The organism is Marinobacter sp. KMM 10035, from assembly GCF_046537445.1.
Lineage (GTDB): Bacteria > Pseudomonadota > Gammaproteobacteria > Pseudomonadales > Oleiphilaceae > Marinobacter > Marinobacter sediminicola.
Map to the genome: position 1 here is coordinate 713,578 of NZ_JBBVMG010000001.1, position 14,641 is coordinate 728,218.

The 14,641-nt window shown below is 55.6% G+C and carries 12 protein-coding genes; 7 read left to right on the forward strand and 5 right to left on the reverse strand.

Translation table 11 applies throughout. The features are described 5' to 3' along the window. Window positions 1-35: 35 nt before the first annotated feature. Both AADB16_RS03135 and AADB16_RS03140 read left to right on the forward strand, forming a co-directional pair. On the forward strand, window positions 36-674 hold the full coding sequence (locus tag AADB16_RS03135) for a MarC family protein (protein ID WP_410801332.1): 639 nt from the start codon (window positions 36-38) through the stop codon (window positions 672-674). Between the two features lie 9 nt (window positions 675-683). Next, on the forward strand, window positions 684-1,259 hold the full coding sequence (locus tag AADB16_RS03140) for a gamma-glutamylcyclotransferase (protein WP_410801333.1): 576 nt from the start codon (window positions 684-686) through the stop codon (window positions 1,257-1,259). A 122-nt stretch (window positions 1,260-1,381) separates the two neighbouring features. On the opposite strand, the gene AADB16_RS03145 is transcribed toward AADB16_RS03140, so the two are convergent. Further along, window positions 1,382-2,299, reverse strand: a complete 918-nt coding sequence (locus AADB16_RS03145; protein ID WP_410801335.1) for a DMT family transporter — start codon at window positions 2,297-2,299, stop codon at window positions 1,382-1,384. 125 nt (window positions 2,300-2,424) lie between these two features. Between AADB16_RS03145 and AADB16_RS03150 the strand changes: the two genes are divergently transcribed. The 3 genes from AADB16_RS03150 (at window position 2,425) to AADB16_RS03160 (ending at window position 6,193) form a co-directional block, all read left to right on the forward strand. Continuing rightward, complete coding sequence (locus AADB16_RS03150) at window positions 2,425-3,372, forward strand: LysR family transcriptional regulator (RefSeq protein ID WP_309045517.1); 948 nt, start codon at window positions 2,425-2,427, stop codon at window positions 3,370-3,372. 129 nt (window positions 3,373-3,501) lie between these two features. Continuing rightward, complete coding sequence (locus AADB16_RS03155) at window positions 3,502-4,887, forward strand: D-arabinono-1,4-lactone oxidase (RefSeq protein WP_410801337.1); 1,386 nt, start codon at window positions 3,502-3,504, stop codon at window positions 4,885-4,887. 13 nt (window positions 4,888-4,900) lie between these two features. Beyond that, the gene (locus AADB16_RS03160; protein WP_410801339.1) at window positions 4,901-6,193 is read left to right on the forward strand and encodes a DSD1 family PLP-dependent enzyme; all 1,293 of its coding nucleotides are present in this window, start codon (window positions 4,901-4,903) and stop codon (window positions 6,191-6,193) included. Window positions 6,194-6,251: 58 nt separating this feature from the next. On the opposite strand, the gene AADB16_RS03165 is transcribed toward AADB16_RS03160, so the two are convergent. Continuing rightward, on the reverse strand, window positions 6,252-8,753 hold the full coding sequence (locus AADB16_RS03165) for an acyl-CoA dehydrogenase (RefSeq protein WP_410801340.1): 2,502 nt from the start codon (window positions 8,751-8,753) through the stop codon (window positions 6,252-6,254). A 132-nt stretch (window positions 8,754-8,885) separates the two neighbouring features. Beyond that, a complete protein-coding gene (locus AADB16_RS03170) occupies window positions 8,886-9,773 on the reverse strand; it encodes an AEC family transporter (RefSeq protein ID WP_410801342.1) in 888 nt (295 codons plus the stop codon). Window positions 9,774-9,873: 100 nt separating this feature from the next. Between AADB16_RS03170 and AADB16_RS03175 the strand changes: the two genes are divergently transcribed. Further along, window positions 9,874-11,058, forward strand: a complete 1,185-nt coding sequence (locus AADB16_RS03175; protein ID WP_410801344.1) for a MalY/PatB family protein — start codon at window positions 9,874-9,876, stop codon at window positions 11,056-11,058. A gap of 9 nt (window positions 11,059-11,067) precedes the next feature. Here AADB16_RS03175 and AADB16_RS03180 read toward each other — a convergent pair whose 3' ends face one another. Next, complete coding sequence (locus tag AADB16_RS03180) at window positions 11,068-12,483, reverse strand: succinylglutamate desuccinylase/aspartoacylase family protein (RefSeq protein ID WP_410801345.1); 1,416 nt, start codon at window positions 12,481-12,483, stop codon at window positions 11,068-11,070. 189 nt (window positions 12,484-12,672) lie between these two features. Between AADB16_RS03180 and AADB16_RS03185 the strand changes: the two genes are divergently transcribed. Further along, window positions 12,673-12,831, forward strand: coding sequence for a YqaE/Pmp3 family membrane protein (locus AADB16_RS03185; RefSeq protein ID WP_100638698.1), 159 nt, complete (start codon window positions 12,673-12,675; stop codon window positions 12,829-12,831). 40 nt (window positions 12,832-12,871) lie between these two features. Here AADB16_RS03185 and AADB16_RS03190 read toward each other — a convergent pair whose 3' ends face one another. Continuing rightward, entirely contained in the window at window positions 12,872-14,509 is a 1,638-nt protein-coding gene (locus AADB16_RS03190; RefSeq protein ID WP_410801347.1) for an MBL fold metallo-hydrolase, read from the reverse strand. Window positions 14,510-14,641: the final 132 nt, after the last annotated feature.

Here is a 14,641-nt window from a genome sequence, read left to right on the forward strand (position 1 = left end):
TGCTTTGCGCTTTTGCACATACCGGAATTTTTTCGATGATTGAGATGTTTTTCAGCACCTATATCAGCAGTACCATCCGCTTCCTGTTTCTGCTGGCGCCTTTCTTTGCGGTGTCCATGTTTATCGCCTTGACCCGCGGTTTGCCCGCAGCTGAAAAAGCCTCGATCATTCGCCGGGCGTGCATTGCAGCATCTATCATGGGTGTCTTGTTGTTCTTCGGCGGCCCGGTTCTGTTCAGCGCCATTGGTATTACTCTGAACTCCTTCCGTATTGGTGCCGGCACACTGCTGTTCCTCACTGCCATCAGCCTGGTCACCAGCGGCACCCGCAATCATGCCACCGGCTTGCCAGAGGAGGAACGCGACGACATCGCTGTTGTGCCCCTGGCCGTTCCGGTGATGATTGGCCCTGCCACCATTGGTGCTATTCTGGTTTACGGTGCCGAGCTCAAGAACGCCCCGGAAGTTGCAGGAGGCCTGCTGGGCTTGCTTTCTGGCCTATTGATACTGGGTATATTGCTGCACCTGTCCGGGTATCTGGAAAAAGCCTTGGGCAAAACCGGCCTAAACATTCTCTCCAAAATCAGCGGTCTGGTACTCTCAGCCATGGCTGCTGAAATTGTACTGACAGGCATTACGGGTTTTATCGCCAGTTCGGGATTGATGGGGGCCTAAAGAACCGAGATGTCTGCAGACACCACAGAGCACAACCGCAACCGACAGGATTTCTCCGGTATCGACTCGATCTGGTTGTTTGGTTATGGCTCGTTGATTTACAAAGTGGATTTCCCGTACCTGGAAAAACGCCCCGCCTCTATTCAGGGTTGGGCTCGCCGGTTCTGGCAGGGTTCTCACGATCATCGGGGTACGCCGGAAGCACCGGGCAGGGTGGTGACACTGATTGAGACGCCCGGAGCTACCTGCAAAGGCATGGCGTTCCGGGTATCACCGAAAGTGTTCGAGCATTTGGATGTGCGGGAAAAGAATGGCTACCTGCGTTTCACCACAACGTTGACGTTCGATAACGGCAGTCATGGTGAGGGGCTGGTTTACATTGCCACTGAGGACAACGAAGCCTTCCTTGGCGAGGCGCCGGATGCGGATATAGCCCGCCAGATTGCTTCTGCGGTTGGTCCGAGTGGCCCAAACTCCGAATACCTGCTCAGGCTCGCTGAGTCATTGCGCGCACTGGGTGATGAGTGTACTCATACTTTCGCAATTGAGTCGTGCCTCAAGAAAGCTCCTGAGGAAGACCTGTAATTCCGAGTAAGCAACCGAGGGCGGGGCACCTTCCGAAACACGCTGTGAATACGTCCGTGTACGCTTGGCTCCGCCATCCCTGGCTCCGCACAGTTTCGGAAGGTGCCCCGCCCTCAGTTGCGTCAGGCTTTGGCGGTGGCCGCTTGTTGATCATCTCGGGTAGCAGGATTAAAACCTCTGGGAGGTGATTTACGGCGCTGGTTCAGGCCGATCATCACCAGCGGCACAACAACCATCAAGCTGCCCACCAGGAACCACCAGTCGGGCACCTCGTTAAACCAGATCCAGCCAATAGCTACTGCCCAAATCAACCCTGTGTATTCGGCGCTGGTCACCAGATTGGCGTCTACCTGTCGGTAGGCCAATAGAACGGTGATGTTGTAGCCCAGAATAAAAAATGCTGAAGCCGCCGCGGTAAACAAAATCTCTGGATGCCAGGTAGCACCTTGTTGCCATTCCCATATAGCGAGCAGACCGGCCGCGGGAATCACCAGTAAATAGTTTAGAAACAGCTTGTGCACAGTGCTCTGGCCCTTGGGTAACTTGCGCACCATCACCGCGTTGATTGCCAGTGTGAGGGCAGATCCCAGCGCCGCCACAACCGCCCAGTTGAACTCCACCGGGCGCAGGATAACGATGATGCCTGCAAAACCGCTGAAGACTGCAAGCACACTCAGTGGCGACAGTGACTCCCGGAAGATAACCACTGAAAACACCATCACCAGAATCGGCGCTGCGTAAAATACGGCGTTGGCCGTGGCCAGTGGCAGGTTGCTTAAGGCAACGATCATGCACAGCAAGCCTACCAGATGAACGTGCGCCCTGATGGCGTGTACTTTTATGCCGGAAAACAGGTTGTTCCGGTCGATCTTGCGGGCCAGCGGAACCAGGAAGACAAGGGTGATGAGGCAGCGTAAGAATGCGAACTGCAGAATCGGTGCGCCCGGCTCCATGAGCTTGATAAATACGTCAGATATCAGCGCCATGGCGTTGCCAAGCACAAGCAGAAGAATTGCGCTGTTTACAGTTTTACCTGACATCGTTTTATTACCTGATACACGGGTGATGGATAAAGCGCGCACATGGAAAGTGGCAGTTACAGTCTACTTGCGTTTTAATATCCGATAAAATGATGTTTATTGACGAGGTATTAGATAAATAGATAATGAAGCTGCCACCATTAAGAGCGCTGCCCGTATTTGAGGCTGTAGCCCGACTCAATAGTTTTTCACTGGCCGCTGAAGAGTTGTCGGTAAGCCAGAGCGCCGTAAGCCATCAAATCAAACAGCTTGAAACCTATCTTGGCGAGCAGCTGTTCTGGCGAGGTGGGCGCACGCTCTCGTTAACCGACGAGGGGCGGCAGTATCTCGATGCCGTCAGTACGGCGTTGCTGCAAATCGAACGGGCCAGTGAAAAACTGCTGGGGCATGAAGAATCCAGGTTGCGGCTTGCGCTCTTCAGTTCCTTTGCTGTTCGTTGGCTGGTGCCGCGGCTGCCAAATTTACAGCGACAACATCCGCAAGTAGAGCTGGCGTTGGAGATGACCAGCCAAAACCCAGTGCTGTCTGATCGAGTGGCAGACTGTTTTATCACGATTAATCGGGGCTCTCCGGCCTACAGCTACGAGCTTTTGTACGTTGAGCAGCTCTTTCCCGTATGCAGCCAGGATTATTGGCAGCGCATTTGCAGAGAGTTGGGTCGGGAAGCGAATGCGGCAGGGCGCGATGAGCCGGCCATGACCACGGCGGAAGTGGCCCGCTTTCCGCTGCTATCCACTCACAGCATTTACGACAAGGCCGCTGGAGACTGGGAAGCCTGGTATCAAACTGTGGATGAGTCCATACCTTCCGGCACGCGCGTTCAGCACTTTAGTCACATGCTGCTGGCGTTGGAGGCGGCGCGCCACCATCAGGGTATCGCTCTGACCAACGATTACATGTTGAGTACCCGCAAGGATTCCGAAGAATTTGTGCGCTTGCCGTGCCACCCGTTGGCGACCGGCGACCGGTTCTATTTTGCCTGGAAAACCAGCCGAAGAAGAGAGCGAAGCATACAGTTGCTGAGAGGTTGGCTGGTGGATGAGGCCATCAGAGGGGGACTCAGGTCACAATGATATGAAATTGACCCTTTGTGTTGGCCTTTCCGGCGCTAATGCTATCGGAGAATAATCTTGCAGCGGGTATCCTTGCCTTAACAGAAATAAAACTGCGCTTCACGCAGCCGTTGTAAACAGGAACCCAACATGTCATTAAATCGTCGCCAGTTTCTCCAATACGCTGGCGCCCTCGGAGCTTTGGGTGCGCTTGGCAGCCAGGCCGCACTTGCACAAGTTTTAAACCCTCAACGCATGCAGCCCTGGCGCAATTGGTCGGGGGTGCAGACCTGCTTGCCAGCACATCAGATAACTCCCAAATCACTCGACGAGTTGGTCAGTGTTATTGCCCAAAGTACGGGAACCATTCGCCCGGTTGGAGCTGGGCACTCGTTCAGCCCTCTGGTGCCCACTGACGACACCCTGCTTTCCCTGGGCTATTTCGGCGGCATGTTAAGCCATGATTCGGAAACCCATCAGGCGGAGTTTGGCGCGGGTACCTCCATGGCCCTTATGGGCATGGCGCTGAACGATGTAGGCCAGGGCTTTATCAATATGGCCGATATTGATCACCAGACCCTGGGCGGTGCCGTTGCAACATCTACCCACGGTACAGGCATTAACTATGGTTCTTATTCCAGCTACGTAACAGGTTTGCAATTGGTGACTGCAGGCGGTGAAGTTCTGGACTGCGATGCCACCCGTAACCCGGAAGTTTTCAACGCCGCGCGCGTGTCTATGGGCGCGCTCGGGGTAATCACTAAACTCTCCATGCAGAACCGGCCAGGCTACCGTCTGCGGGAAACCATGCGGGTGGCCAAAACAGAAGACTTGTTGGCGGATATCGATAAGCATGTTTCCGAAAACCAGCACTGGGAAATGCTGGTGATTACCCATTCAGACTATGCCCTGGCGATTGCCCTGAATGAAACCGAAGAGCCGGCTACACCAGCGGTTAACAAGGCAGAAAGCGGCGGCAATGAATTTGTCACACTGCTGGAAAAGCTGGATAAATACGGCAGTGACTTCCCATCAGCCCGCAGGTTCCTGCTGAATAACCTGCGGCACTTTGCCACCTTTGATGAGCGTATTGGAGAGTCCTACGAGATCTATTCCAACATACGCTCGGTGCGCTTTAATGAAATGGAATATTCAGTGCCTGCGGAGCATGGCCCAGCCTGTCTGCGCGAGATTCTGCAGCTTATCGAGCGTAATGACTTGCCCACCTGGTTTCCTCTGGAATACCGCTATGTGCAGGCCGATGACGTGCCATTGAGCATGTTCCAGGGGCGCGATAGCTGTGCCATATCTGTGCACCAGCATTACAGCATGGATTATCACAACCTGTTTGCGGCCATAGAGCCGATCTTCTGGAAGTACGACGGCAGACCCCACTGGGGCAAACTGCATACGCTGAATGCCCGCCATCTTGAGAAGCTATATCCTCAGTGGCGTGAGTTTACGAGGGTGCGCGAGAGCCTCGACCCTCAGGGCAGGTTCCTGAATGCCCACTTGCGCTCAATACTGAGTGCTTAAAGGAGACAGTATTGTGAATCGTCGTGGTTTTCTGTTCACCGGCCTGCTGGGTGGTGCGGCCATACTGACCGGCGCTGCCTTGCTGCGTCCTGCTGACAAGGGCAAACCTTACACGGCTTACTTTGAGGCGCTGAACGAGGAGCTGAAACGTGCCGGGCCCATGCGGCCTGTATTGCTGGTGGATCTGGACCGCCTGGATCACAACATTGATGTGGTTAAAGCCTCCCTGCAGCGCAGCGGCAAGTCGTTACGCCTGGTTGAAAAGTCGCTGCCGGCGCGTGGTTTGTTGGAGTACATTGCCAACCGTACTGGCACAGACAAGCTGATGTCGTTTCACCAACCCTTCCTGAATCAGACCGCCGAGTACTTTCCACAAGCAGATTTATTGCTGGGTAAGCCGCTGCCAGCCCGATCCGTTGAGGTGTTCTACCAGCAGCATCAAGGGCGTGCTGACCCCACAGCGCGAATCCAGTGGCTGATTGATGCGCCTGAGCGCTTGCAGGAGTACCTGCAGATAGCACAAGCACGCAACAGCAAGTTCCGGATCAACATTGAGCTGGACGTAGGCCTGCACCGCGGCGGTGTGGCAGATATGGATGCCTTGAATGCGTTACTTGGTTTGATTGCCGATAACCCGGAGCATCTCGAGTTCTCCGGGTTTATGGGTTACGACCCGTTTGTGGGTATGGAGTTGCCCTCGGTTCTTGGTTCTCCAGATACGCTGCTAGGCAAGGTGATGACCCGCTATCAGGGCTTTGTTGATTTTACCAAAAACCACTACCCGGCATTATGGAAGGATGGGCTAGCACTCAATACGGCTGGCAGCCCCAGCTATCGGCTGCATGAAACTGAAACCCTGAGTACAGAACTGGCGGTGGGCTCTGCCATGGTAATGCCCACCCACTTTGATTTGCCTTCATTGAGCGATCATATTCCCGCGGCCTTTATTGCCAGCCCGGTGCTGAAATCCACTGGGCCGGTGAATATCCCAGCGCTTGATGGGAAATCCAGAATCTTCTCATGGTGGGATGTTAACCAGCGCGCCAGCTACTTTATGTATGGCGGCAACTGGCTAGCGGACTTTGTTGCGCCAGAGGGGCTTCAGAGCAATAGCCTGTATGGCAGGAGCTCGAACCAGGAGCTGGTGACGGCCTCGCCGGGAGTGGGGCTAGATGTGAACGACCAGGTATTTTTGCGCCCGCAACAGAGTGAGGCGGTATTGCTGCAGTTTGGCGACATACTGGCGGTGCGCAATGGAAAGATTGTTGATCACTGGCCGGTATACCAGGACGGTTCCCGGGCATAGTCGCTAAGGCATAAGGGCAGTGGTCAGCGTTTTCAAATGCTGGCCACTGCCCTTGAGATTACTTGACTCCAGGGCGCTCAACCACTTTTCGCTTGCCCTTGGCGCACCGAGACAGTGCCTTTAGACCTTCTTCATCGAAGGCATCTACCCGTATAACGTCGTACAGGGCGGTCAGAGCTTCCTCAAGCTTTTCACACTCCTCTGCCTTCACCGAGCCTTCGGAACAGGCCCAGTCCACCAGTTTTTTGCGCTCATGGCCCATCAGTAGCGTAATTTCGTCCAGATCATCTTTATCACGATTGCGAATGGCTTCGTGAAGGCGCCCGCGTACATCGGCGGTTTCGTTTGCCAGCTTGTAGGCATTCAGAACCCGACCAAGTGGGTCCTTCGGATCCATTGTGGTGTAAGCGCCGCGGCTGATGCGCTGGCGCAGCGGTGTGTCTTTAACGATGCTGGCAGCCACTTGGGCGCCAAGCTTGTCATCCGGCCCGTTCAGACCGGTCGCACCCAGCGGGAACACCAGCAGACGCATTGGCCAACGTAGAACAGGTACCGGGAATTTGGTGATGGCTTCACGCATCGAGTGCTGCAAGTCCTGCAGGCAGGTTTGCAGGCACCATTCCACCAGCGGGCGCTGGTCGGCAGGGTAGCCTTCCTCGTGCCACTGCTTGATTACGGCCGTCGCGTAATACAGCTGCACCAGGCAGTCTGCCATGCGCCCGGAGAGGCGCTGTCGGGCTTTCAGACCACCGCCCACGGAGAGCAGGGTTACATCTGTCATCAGTGCAAACGCCGCCGAGAAGCGGGCAAGCTGGCGGTAATATGAGCGAATGTTTCCTTGCCGTGGCACGGTTTCAAACAATCCGCCGGAGAGGGCAAGAACAAAAGCCCTTAAAGCGTTCCGCGTGGTGTGAGCCAGATGTTTGTAGAAGATGCCGTCGAACTTCTTCGCCGCCTGATCTTCGTCTTCCATGTCGGCCGCTGCGATTTCATCAACAATAAACGGGTGGCAGCGAATCGCACCCTGGCCAAACACCATCAGGCTGCGGGTCAGAATGTTTGCGCCTTCCACAGTAATCCCAATGGGTACAGCGTTATAGGCGCGGGCCATGAAGTTGCGGGGGCCGGTAATAACGCCGCGACCGGCGACTACATCCATGGCGTGGTTGATCACTATCCGCATCAGGTCTGTGTTGCGGTATTTCAGCAGGGCAGACGGCACCGCCGGCCGCACGCCTCTGTCCAGCATGCCGGAGGTCAGCAAGCGCGCTGCATCCATCATGTAGGTGTAGCCGGCAATGGGTTCCAGAGCCTCCTGAACACCTTCAAACTGGCTGATGGAACGGCCGAATTGCTCGCGGGTATAGGCGTAGGAGCCGGTTGCCAGGCTGGCAACCTTGCCGGCACCGGTGCCCAGCGCGGGCAGGGAAATGGAGCGTCCGATAGACAGACATTCCAGCAGCATGGTCCAGCCTTTGCCGAGCATGTCCTGACCACCGATGACCTGATCCATGGGAATAAACACCTCGGTGCCCCACGTCGGCCCATTCATGAACACGGTATTCATTGGCAGGTGTCGAGCGCCTGCGTGTACGCCTTCGGTTTCCCGGGGCACCAGAACACAGGTCACGCCTATGTCTTCGTTATCGCCCAGCAGATTTTCCGGGTCGTACACCTTGATGGCCAGGCCAATCAGCGTCGCCACCGGTGCCAGAGTGATATAGCGTTTGTTCCAGGTAACTTTCAGCCCCAGAACTTCTTCGCCGTTCCATTGGCCTTTGCACACTATGCCTTTGTCGGGAATAGCGCCCGCATCGGAACCTGCAATGGGCGATGTGAGTGCAAAGCAGGGAATCTCTTCGCCACCGGAGAGCCTTGGCAGGTAGTGCTTTTTCTGTTCGTCGGTGCCGTAATGCATAAGCAACTCACCCGGGCCGAGGGAGTTGGGAACCATCACGGTGACCGCAGCGGATACGCTGCGGGTAGAAATCTTCATGACGATTTCAGAGTGGGCCGTGTTGGAGAAGCCCATGCCGCCGTCTTCTTTCGGAATCACCAGGCCGAAAAAGCCGTTCTCACGGATAAACTTCCAGACCTTGTCCGGCAGGTCGTACTCTTCGTGGGTTATCTTCCAGTCATCGAGCATGCCGCAGAGTTTTTCTACCGGGCCATCAAGAAACGCCTGTTCTTCGCTGGTCAGGTGTGCAGGTTTTGCATCCAGCAGTTTTGACCATTCAGGCTTGCCAGAGAACAGTTCGCCATCCCAATCCACAGAGCCGGATTTCAGAGCTTCTTCTTCCGTTGAAGACAGCTTGGGAAGGCGGCTGCGAACCCATCCGAGGAGTGGTCGGCTAAATTTATTGAGACGTATCTCGCTGGGAATAACCAGAATCAGGGCCAGGGCGAGAAACAGACCACCAAAGAGAATGCTGGCGATATGCCAGTCATCCTGAAACAGGCCAACCAGGGTTGCGATAGACATCACCACAGCGGCTGTAGTGCCGCCAACTCCCACATAGATCAGAATCAGGGCACTGATGAGCAGAAAAAGTACACTCACGGGCAGACCTCCATATCGTGGATAAGATTCGGCGAATTTCAGTTTAACCTTCGGTCAAAGTTTCCCCACATGCAAGGGCACCGTTGCTAATCACAGTATAGACGGTAATGGTTTCAGGCATTCACTATGTCCTCAGATGTATCCCGCGGCAAAAACCAGCCCTAGCACAATGGGCATAACAATAAGGCTGCCGAGGTTACTTATTAGTACGAGAGAAGCCACTTTATGGGGCTCTTGCTGATACTGCTCAGCCACCATGTAGTTGAGCACCGCAGGAGGCAGCGCGGCGAATACCCAAAGTGAGGCGATTTGAAGGCCGGGGAGATCCAGCAGTGCAATCATCGGCCAGGCCAGCAATAGCCCACTGACCGGGCAGGCGATGGCGCCCAGCATGCCTAGTTTCCAATCGCTGAAGTCGATATCCAGCATGCGCACCCCGAGGGTAAACAACATCAGCGGAATACAGATTTCCCCGAGCATGTTCAGGGAATGCAATAGCCAGCCTGGCAGAGTAACGCCTCCAAGGTTAACCGCCAGCCCCGCGATACTGGCAAATACGATGGGCAGTCTCAGGCGCTGCAAAATGGAGGTGTGTGGGTCGAGCATGTACAGCCCCACAGAAAAATGCAGCAGCATCTCCACAATGAATAGCACGATGGCTGCGGGCAGCGCCGCTTCACCAAAGGCTAGAACCAGCAGCGGAATGCCCATGTTGCCGGAGTTGTTGAACATCATGGGGGGTAAAAAGGTTTTCAGATTCAGGTTGAGCACCCGGGCCAGCGGATACAGAACAATGCCGGAACCGAGCACCACAACCGTCGCGGCGAGGGCAAGCCCGGCATAATCCTGCAGAGGCGCTTGCTGGTCGGCTAGTACTGCAAACACCAGCATGGGCACAAACAGTTCCATGTTCAGGACGTTTAATCCACGAATATCCGGGGTGCGAAACCGGCCGTAAAGGGCACCGCAGCCAGCAATAAGGAATACCGGCAGCAGGGTTGAAAGAATCTGGCCAATCATCAAAAGCTCCAATAGGCGCCGCAGGTTGGTTGCGGTGGTAGTGTTACCCGACCACAATAGCCCGGATACCTGGATTGCTAATCGGTTATGGAGTTTACCAGTGACAAGCCCGTTTGATCAGCCTCTTAATCGCCAACATACTTGCTCGGTAAAACTCGATGTTCGCAAGGCGGTATTTGGTCGTGAGGATGTGATTCCAGTGTGGGTGGCAGACATGGATTTCGCCGCGCCAGAGGCCGTTACTCGTGCGCTTTCAGAGCGCGCTGCGCATCCGGTTTATGGTTATACGCTTTTCCCCGATAGTCTGTACCAGTCAGTGATGGACTGGTTTCGTGAACGGCACGGTTGGGAAATCAAACGCCACTGGATATTAATGGCCCCGGGGGTTGTACCGTCCTTGCATGCAGCCTGTATGGCGTATGCCGGACCGGGGGAAGGCGTGATTGTTCAGCCGCCAGTGTACCCGCCGTTTTTCAGCTCGGTTCGCTTGAGCGGACGCGAGATTATTGAAAATCCGTTGGTTTGCGATGAAACCGGTTACTACCGGATGGATCTGGAGCATCTGGAAGCTTGCGCTGCGCGCCCGGATGCCCGCCTGCTGATGCTGTGCTCACCCCATAATCCTGTTGGGCGCATTTGGTCGGAGCAAGAACTGGAAGCTGTTCTGGATATTGCCCGGCGCCATGATCTGGTGGTCATTTCAGATGAAATCCACTGCGACCTTACCTTTGCCGATATGCCCAGGCACCGGATGCTGGCCACACTTGCGCAACCGAACGATAGGCTGATTACGGCTATCGCGCCCAGCAAAAGCTTCAACATACCAGGGCTTGGGCTGTCTGCGCTTATCATTCCGGACAGAGAAAAGCGCAGTGCCATGCAGGCGGTGTTCGATTCCCTGCACCTGCCCCAGTGCAATCCATTCAGCATTGCAGGATTTGAAGCGGGTTACCGTTCTGGTGGGCCTTGGCTGAACGATCTGATGTCATATTTGCAGAAGAACCGGGATTTTGTGGTCGACACGGTGAATGCACGCTTGCCCGGTATAACAACTCGTGCGCCAGAAGGAACCTATCTGGTGTGGCTGGATTGCAGAGGAATGGGGTTGGACGATGCGGCATTGAAGCGGTTTTTCGTGCAGGAAGCCGGAGTGGGGATGAACCCTGGCGTCTCATTTGGTGAACAGGGCAGCGGTTACATGCGGCTCAATATTGGCTGTCCCAGGGCTGTGCTGGCCGACGTGTTGCAGCGCATTGAGTCGGCTTTAGAAGGCGGCCAGCTTTAGCCCTGATTATTACTCTCCTGGCACCTTGGCTTCTGTACCTATGTGGTAGGCGGCAAAGCCGGCCATGACCACCTGATCTACCGCCATGCCAATTATTCGGCCATCACTGTTGGAATGAATGGGGTACTGGGCATTGGTGATCGGGTCGGCGACATAGCCAAGAATCTGCCCCTTGGACACTTTCGCGCCCAATTTAACCTTGCTGAACAGAATGCCGCCGTCGTTTGCCCGCACCCACGCAGAGTTGTAATACACGGGTTGTGGGTCGCCCCATACGAACATCCGCGAGATCATGCCCTGCTTTTCCATCAGGCTGGTGAGGCTGTTCACGCCTGCCTTGATCTGATGCTCCTGGATACGATGGGATTCGCCAGCTTCCAGGGTTACTGAACGAATGCCCACATCAACCGCAGCAGTGCGAAGCATTCCGGGCGATCCACTGCTGTGCACCACCGCCATGCGGTCAAACCCGCGGGTAAATTCTGCCACCGTGGGGTTGTTCATATCAGCACGAAGCTGCGGCAGATTGGTTCGCTTCAGTGAACCGGTATGTATATCCACCAGCATGTCGCAGTGCCGGATAATATTTTCGAAAAGCGAGTAGGCAATCCGGTCTGCCAGACTGCCATTCGGCCGGCCGGGGAAGTGCCGGTTCAGGTCGCGGCGATCCGGCAGATAGCGGCTACCCTGCTGGAATCCGGGCAGGTTCACAATAGGGATGCCCACCACGCTGCCACTGAGCTTTTCCGGATCAAGGTCGTACATCGTTTGGCGGATAATTTCGATGCCGTTCAGCTCGTCGCCATGGATGGTGCCTGTCAGGCACAGGGTTGGGCCGGCGTTGACACCGTTAACCACCAATACCGGTGTGGGCTGCGACAGGCCGGCAATCTGAATGCCCGACGACCAGGCCAGGCGCGTTGATGTACCCGGTAACACTTCGCTGCCAAGCAGAGCCAGATTTTTTGCGGGCTGTGGACCTTTAATTTCCGGTTCGGGTGCTGTGTCTTCTGGAGCGTCGGCGTCGGCGACGGCTACTGGCTCTTCGGTGCTTGGGCTTTCCTGGATGGCAGGGTCTTTCGGCGGTTCAGGAGTAGGTGCAGGCGCAACTTCCTTCAGATCAATATTGGGCGCTACTTTTTTCGGCTTTGGTGAACGCTTTGGTTTGGGTGCCTGTGCGGCTTCTTCAGCTTTAGGGAGCGCTTCCGCTGAGGGCGTATCGGGCGTTTCCCGTCGTGGCTCTGAGCGCTCTACATCCTCAACGTTTTCATCGTCCGCCAATTCTGCCAGCAGAATCTCCTGGATTGCCGGCTTCTGGCTGCTGCTTTTCGGTGGGTCTGCCAGTGAAACAGAAGGCATGGCCAAGATGAGCACGCAAAAAGGCGTTGTCAGAGCGGTCAGCATTTTCAGCCTGTAAAACAGCATGATTCCTCACGGGTCGTTCACGAAGGCCCAAGGATAAAGGTTGGCCGAGGGTCATGAAATGGCAATAACACAGGTTTAATGCCATCTTCATGGTGCAGACATGAACATTGTTGCCAATAATAGTTATGGTACGCAGGGTACATGCGAACCTGATCTATCCAGTTATATCCGACTGAGGGAGTTAACTATATGGACTTTTTGCGAATTATTATTGCCATTCTGTTACCGCCACTGGGTGTGTTTTTGCAGGTGGGTATCGGAAAACACTTCTGGATCAACATACTGCTGACTATTCTGGGCTACATTCCCGGTATCGTGCACGCGGTATACATTATTGCCAAAAAATAAGCATCGGCAGGCGCATTGCACGCCTGCCGGTGGGCTGGGCTCAGGTAGGCTTTATGGCCCGCCAGAGCCCGTCTTTCTGCAAGGCTCGTCCGTCGGACTCCAACTTCAACAAGTGCGCCAGCGCAGAGCGGGCTGCAATGCCATGAATGGCCGTTGGCACATCGCCATAGGCTTTGCTGGTAAGGTCTTTCAGGTTCACCGGTGACAGCTGGTCGAGTGCGCGCGCAATCTTATGCTCCCTCGCCAGCCGGTGAGTGATCAGGTAGTCGATGATCGCTTGCGGTTGCCCCATCACGAATCCGTGGGCAGGGGCAATGAAGCGGATTTTTTCGGCAAACAGGTCGTAGAGCGATTCCAGATAGGCCTTCATGTCGCCGTCCGGAGGGTTTATAACCACCGTTGAGCCCTGCATGATGTGATCCCCCGAAAACAGAAGCTGCTGTTCCTCCAACAAGAAGCACAGGTGGTTGGAGGCGTGCCCTGGTGTGTGCAGAACCTTGAGAGTGCCCGCATCGGTTTCGATCAAATCCCCGTGCTCGGGTTGTTGGTCGGGTGCAAATTTATGGTCCTGGCCCGGGCCATCTGGTGCAGATCGGCCGTAAACCCGACAGCCAGTTTTCTCCTTCAGCGCCCGGGTGCCCGGGGAGTGGTCCAGATGGGTATGGGTGACCACCACCGAATCAATTTTGCCTCCAGTGACCTCAAGAATACGTTCTATGTGCCCTGCATGGTTTGGGCCCGGGTCGAGCACGGTAAAGCGGTCGTGGCCCAGAATGTAGGTGTTGGTGCCTGGGCCGGTCATCACGCCGGGGTTAGGTGCTGTAAGGCGAATCACGCCTGCGGCGACTTCAACCGCCTCACCGGGAACAATGTCTGCTTTGGTACTGCCTTCCCCTTCCGGGTCCAGCTTGACGGCCTCCGCGTAAGCCGGCGAATCCGGCTCCAGAAGCACCGGCTTGCCACGGCGAATCGCCGGCCAGGGCTGGCTTGGGGAGGGTTCGGGCGGGTTGGCCCAGGCGTAGCGCATGAGGCTGTCTACAGAATCAAAGTCCCGTAGAACCCTGAGTGTTCCCAGGGTGGGTAGCGTCATCAGGCGCGTGCCGGCACGCTGTTCTTGCAGTGCTTGTTCCGGGCGTATCCATACGTGATCGATGGTTTCCTCGCCATCATGGCTCACGTACTGGTTTTCGGGGGCTTCGGTTACGAAGAACCGGGTATCAAAACGCCGGGGAGGGCCGGGAGGGGTAATCCAGTGGCTCAGGTAAGCCAGTCTATCCAGCGGGATTGTAAGCTGGTGACGCTGGCACAGTTCAGCCAGGGGTAACTCACCTTTGAATACCGCCTTGCGGTCATCGTGGGCCGGGTGGTCTCCGCCGATGAGCTGCCGGTCGGCATCCATTGCCACCAGTACGCCGGCTTCCTCAAAGCATTCGCGAACAGCCGCCAGCATATAATCCGCGCCGCCTTCACTCAGGCTCATGGTGTGGCTGATTTCCGTGTCTTTCACGCCCGCTGCGTGCAGGCGCCCTTGGGATTCCTGCTCATCTACCGCGCCGCCTGGGAACACATAAAAGCCGGGCAGAAAAACGGCGCTCCAGGTGCGTTGTAGCAGCAACACTTCGATACCTTCGGGGGTATCTCTTACCAGTGCCAGAGTGGCCGCAGGGCGAATATCCATAGAGTTTCCATTGTTCAAAGCCGTAACCTCCGCTTGCCTTTGCATCCAGCGCGAAAAAGCTGAATTCAGCGCTGAAAGATCAGTACTGACGATAACCGATTTGTGCAATAAGATCATTGAGATGAACGTCGC

Bases quoted from the DNA above. Each gene is read 5' to 3' on its own strand.
- AADB16_RS03135 (WP_410801332.1), top strand. From the start codon at position 36: ATGATTGAGATGTTTTTCAGCACCTATATCAGCAGTACCATCCGCTTC.
- AADB16_RS03140 (WP_410801333.1), top strand. From the start codon at position 684: ATGTCTGCAGACACCACAGAGCACAACCGCAACCGACAGGATTTCTCC.
- AADB16_RS03145 (WP_410801335.1), bottom strand. From the start codon at position 2,299: ATGTCAGGTAAAACTGTAAACAGCGCAATTCTTCTGCTTGTGCTTGGC.
- AADB16_RS03150 (WP_309045517.1), top strand. From the start codon at position 2,425: ATGAAGCTGCCACCATTAAGAGCGCTGCCCGTATTTGAGGCTGTAGCC.
- AADB16_RS03155 (WP_410801337.1), top strand. From the start codon at position 3,502: ATGTCATTAAATCGTCGCCAGTTTCTCCAATACGCTGGCGCCCTCGGA.
- AADB16_RS03170 (WP_410801342.1), bottom strand. From the start codon at position 9,773: ATGATTGGCCAGATTCTTTCAACCCTGCTGCCGGTATTCCTTATTGCT.
- AADB16_RS03180 (WP_410801345.1), bottom strand. From the start codon at position 12,483: ATGCTGTTTTACAGGCTGAAAATGCTGACCGCTCTGACAACGCCTTTT.
- AADB16_RS03185 (WP_100638698.1), top strand. From the start codon at position 12,673: ATGGACTTTTTGCGAATTATTATTGCCATTCTGTTACCGCCACTGGGT.
- AADB16_RS03190 (WP_410801347.1), bottom strand. From the start codon at position 14,509: ATGGATATTCGCCCTGCGGCCACTCTGGCACTGGTAAGAGATACCCCC.